The organism is Nostoc cf. edaphicum LEGE 07299 (assembly GCF_015207245.1).
Lineage (GTDB): Bacteria > Cyanobacteriota > Cyanobacteriia > Cyanobacteriales > Nostocaceae > Nostoc > Nostoc edaphicum_B.
In genome coordinates, this window is the sequence record NZ_JADEXF010000535.1 from 1 (window position 1) to 4,062 (window position 4,062).

Annotated in this window: 3 protein-coding genes; 1 reads left to right on the top strand and 2 read right to left on the bottom strand. The window is 42.8% G+C overall.

Annotated elements, in window-relative coordinates; translation table 11 throughout:
• Positions 1–65: 65 nt before the first annotated feature.
• Complete coding sequence (locus IQ229_RS16315; protein WP_228013511.1) at positions 66–1,061, bottom strand: AAA family ATPase; 996 nt, start codon at positions 1,059–1,061, stop codon at positions 66–68.
• 267 nt (positions 1,062–1,328) lie between these two features.
• Positions 1,329–3,119, bottom strand: coding sequence for a translational GTPase TypA (typA, locus tag IQ229_RS16320; RefSeq protein ID WP_194045433.1), 1,791 nt, complete (start codon positions 3,117–3,119; stop codon positions 1,329–1,331).
• A 612-nt stretch (positions 3,120–3,731) separates the two neighbouring features.
• Here typA and IQ229_RS16325 point away from each other — a divergent pair.
• Positions 3,732–4,062: 4-Cys prefix domain-containing protein (locus IQ229_RS16325; protein WP_322744004.1), on the top strand; the 331-nt coding region annotated here is incomplete at its 3' end.

Here is a 4,062-nt window from a genome sequence, read left to right on the forward strand (position 1 = left end):
ATCGTAGATATCGCTTTCTGTTTAGAAAAGTGACTCTCTAGGCGGTACTAGATACTCTGACATTCTTAAACAAGATACTGCCCCAGTTGCTCATAAGTGGGAACATCAGCAGGTTGAAAGGTTTTAAGGTCTATTTTTGATGGTTGGGCTAATGCTGCTAAACGGTTACATTGAATGGCAATACAACGATCAAAGATATTTCTTACAAATCTACCATTTCCAAGTTCTCCTATTTGATGTTCAAATTGATTAACTAAAAAGCGCACTGCTTCCAGAGTCTTCTCTGAGAACAAATAGCCGTGCTGTTCACACTTGACTTTAAAAATCTCGGTTAACTCGGACGGACAATAGTCTTCAAAATGAATCGATCTTGCAAATCTGGACTTTAGACCAGGATTAGATTCAATAAATCGAGACATCTCCCCTTTATATCCTGCAACAATAACTACTAGATCCTCTCTGTAGTCTTCCATCATCTTTAAAAGAGTATTGATTGCCTCTTGTCCGTACATATCGCCGCGTCCGTCTGGAACAAGGGAGTAAGCCTCATCAATAAAAAGTACACCACCAAGAGCAGATTCAACTACTTTTGCTGTTTTGGGTGCTGTTTGTCCCAAGTATTCTGCAACTAAATTAGTCCGGTCTACTTCAAGAAAATGGCCTTTTGATAAAACACCAAGATTTTTGTATATCTCGCCTAAAATCCTAGCTACTGTGGTTTTGCCTGTTCCGGGATTTCCTGTGAATACGAGGTGTCTAGTGATTGAAGGAGCTTTTATACCTGCTTGAGCTTGCATCTGGGCTACTTTTGCAATATTTACCAACTCTTGAACGGTAGATTTCACAGCACCTAATCCAGTTAATGAATGAAGTTGATCTAAATATAGCTGAAGCTCATTAGTGACTACTTCAGGTTGATTAGCATTAATGTGAGGTTCCTTGTGAATCTCTTTATAGACTTCTGCTGCCCATTCGTTGCCTATTTGTTTAATGTGAGTACCCAATAGGTTACGAGCTGTTTTTATTGCATTTTCTTTAGAAGGAGCTTCAGCAAAAAACAAGCAATCAATCTCTAACTGCTTTTCAGGCTTTTCTAGAAAATTATAAGCATCATCAATGGTACTCCAAGCAGCCCATAACCAAGAATTACCTGAAGCACAGATACTAAAGACTGTAGAATCCCACGACATATATACGCACCAGACAGTGAACACATGAATGACTCAGTGTTATGTTACCCACTCAGGTATTAAGATATTCATTTTCCTATTACCACAAAATAAAAAGCCCGCTTATGCGGGCTTTCTAAATCAATTAGTAAACTTTACTTACCGTTTCGCCAACTTCTTCGACATCTTCCGCAGACGAATTGATTGGGGTGTAACTTCCACCAATTCATCGGGGCCAATGTATTCCAAAGCACGCTCTAGACTCATGTCTATCGGTGCTTGCAGTTGCACTAGTTCATCGCCACCAGCAGCCCGGTGGTTGGTTAACTGCTTGGTTTTACAGATATTCAATTCCAAATCTTGGGAACGATTGTGTTCTCCTACAATCATGCCTCTGTAAACCTTTGTGCCGGGAGTAATAAAGAATGCTCCTCTATCTTCGGCATTTCTCATGGCGTAGAAGGTAGAAACACCCTCTTCAAAGGAGATTAAAACGCCTTTGTTACGAGCTTCAATATCACCGCTGATTTGACGGTAGTCTAAGAAACTGTGGTTCATGATGCCTTCGCCACGAGTCATCCGCATGAATTCACCCCGGAAACCAATCAATCCACGGGCGGGAATGACAAACTCTAACTGGGTGCGATCGCCACTACCTGGTTGCATATCTTGCATTTCGCCTTTGCGTTGTCCCAGGCGTTCAATACAGCTACCTACAGCATCAGCAGGAATGTCTAACACCAAGAGTTCAAAAGGTTCGCAAGGTTGACCGTTGATTTCGCGGTAAATTACCTGTGGCTGAGATACCTGAAACTCGAAGCCTTCCCGGCGCATGGTTTCAATTAAGATACCCAGGTGGAGTTCTCCACGACCGGAAACGAGGAATTTATCGGGAGAATCGGTTTCTTCGACACGCAAAGCAACGTTGGTTTCGAGTTCGCGGAATAGGCGATCGCGTATTTGTCTTGATGTCACCAACTTGCCTTCTTGACCAGCAAAAGGCGAATCATTCACCCAGAAGGCCATTTGCAAGGTTGGTTCATCCACTTTAATTAGTGGTAAAGCTTGCGGTTCATTGGGGTCAGTAATCGTTTCCCCAATATAAGCATCAGCGAAACCAGCCACCGCCACAATATAACCTGCGGTTGCTTCTTCCATCTCTACGCGCTTCAGTCCATCAAAGCCCATCAATTTGGTAATTTTGCCCTTGACAATAGTACCATTTTCTGTAACTAGAGCAGCTTGTTGTCCTGAGCGGATAGTACCGTTGTGAATTCTGCCAATGACAATCCGTCCCAGATATTCAGAATAATCTAGGGTTGTAACTTGCAATTGCAGAGGTTTCTTGCTGTCGCCTACTGGTGGTGGAACGTGTTGCAGAATCGCGTTAAACAAGGGTTGCATATCTACCGATTCTGCTTCCAAGCTTTCCTTGGCGAAACCTGCCATACCAGAGGCAAACAGATAGGTAAAATCACACTGGTCTTCATCTGCCCCTAATTCCAAGAACAGATCCAAAACTTTATCAACAGCAACGTGGGGGTCAGTTTGACCACGGTCGATTTTGTTGATGATAACGATGGGGCGCAGCCCTTTTTCTAAGGCTTTTTTGAGTACAAAGCGTGTTTGGGGCATGGGGCCTTCATTGGCATCGACAATCAGCAGACATCCGTCAACCATGCCGAGTACGCGTTCAACTTCGCCACCAAAGTCAGCGTGTCCAGGAGTATCAACAATATTGATTAGTGTTTCTTTGTAGCGAACCGCCGTATTTTTGGACAGGATAGTAATACCCCGTTCCCGTTCTAGGGCGTTGGAGTCCATAACGCAATCCGGAACGTCTTCGCCTTCGCGGAAAATGCCGGATTGTTTGAGGAGTGCGTCAACCAGGGTGGTTTTGCCGTGATCAACGTGGGCGATAATGGCGACGTTGCGAATTGGGAGCGTCATAGAAGCTTTTGGTGAACTCTAGAGGGGGTTTATAAGATTTACATTTGAATGCTAGGCTGTTTTAACAGAATTGGGAACGATCGGCAAATTCTGTAAAGAACCTTTAATAATTCTAGCGTAATCGTCACAATTGCGGGGAGTTTTGTAAACCCCGCAATGGAGATGTGTGGTAATTACGGCGTTGGTAGGATAAAAAAAGCTTCTGTTACAAACAGGTGTTACCTGAAGGGCAGTATTGCTTTTGAGAATTAGGGTTGATTCGCCTAGAGAAATTTAGCCATTGAAATGCTTTGGTGAAAAGTGCGATCTTTGACCAAGAGAGATGAAGTTCTTGGCTGCTAAAAGTCAGGTTATTTCGTGTTTGGGATCAAAAAGAAGCGATCGCCAAGCCTGGTTTCTATTGACTAGAATGAAGTAGGTATTTCTACAAAAATATTCAACTTACACAAAATTCTCACAATGTAGAGTTAAGTCGATTGTTTAGGAGAGCAAGAAGCGATGTGTACGACGGGCTACGCCTACCTCATTGTCTATGTAGAGACTTTACAATGTAACACCTGTAGAGAATTTAAGGTATATTCTAAAAACTAATAAAATGACAGCGATAATTATATGGTCTGCTGCCTAAATCCTAATTGCGAGAATCCCCAAAATCCTGACGAGGCAAATTTCTGCCTCAGTTGTGGCACAGAGTTGGTATCGCTATTGAGAAATCGTTATCGAATCATCTCACCATTAGGGAGAGGAGGGTTTGCACGCACATATATCGCAGAAGATATAGACAAGCTCAATGAAAGATGTGTTGTTAAGCAATTGGTTCTAAGTCAATTTTATGGCAGTCAGGGTAGTCAGGCACATAAAAAAGCGACTGAGTTGTTTGAGCGAGAGGCCAAACGTCTCAAAGAACTAGGAGAACATCTCCAAATTCCCAATTTGTATGCAT

Excerpts from the sequence above, each read along its gene's own strand:
- typA (WP_194045433.1), bottom strand. The coding sequence starts at position 3,119 with ATGACGCTCCCAATTCGCAACGTCGCCATTATCGCCCACGTTGATCAC.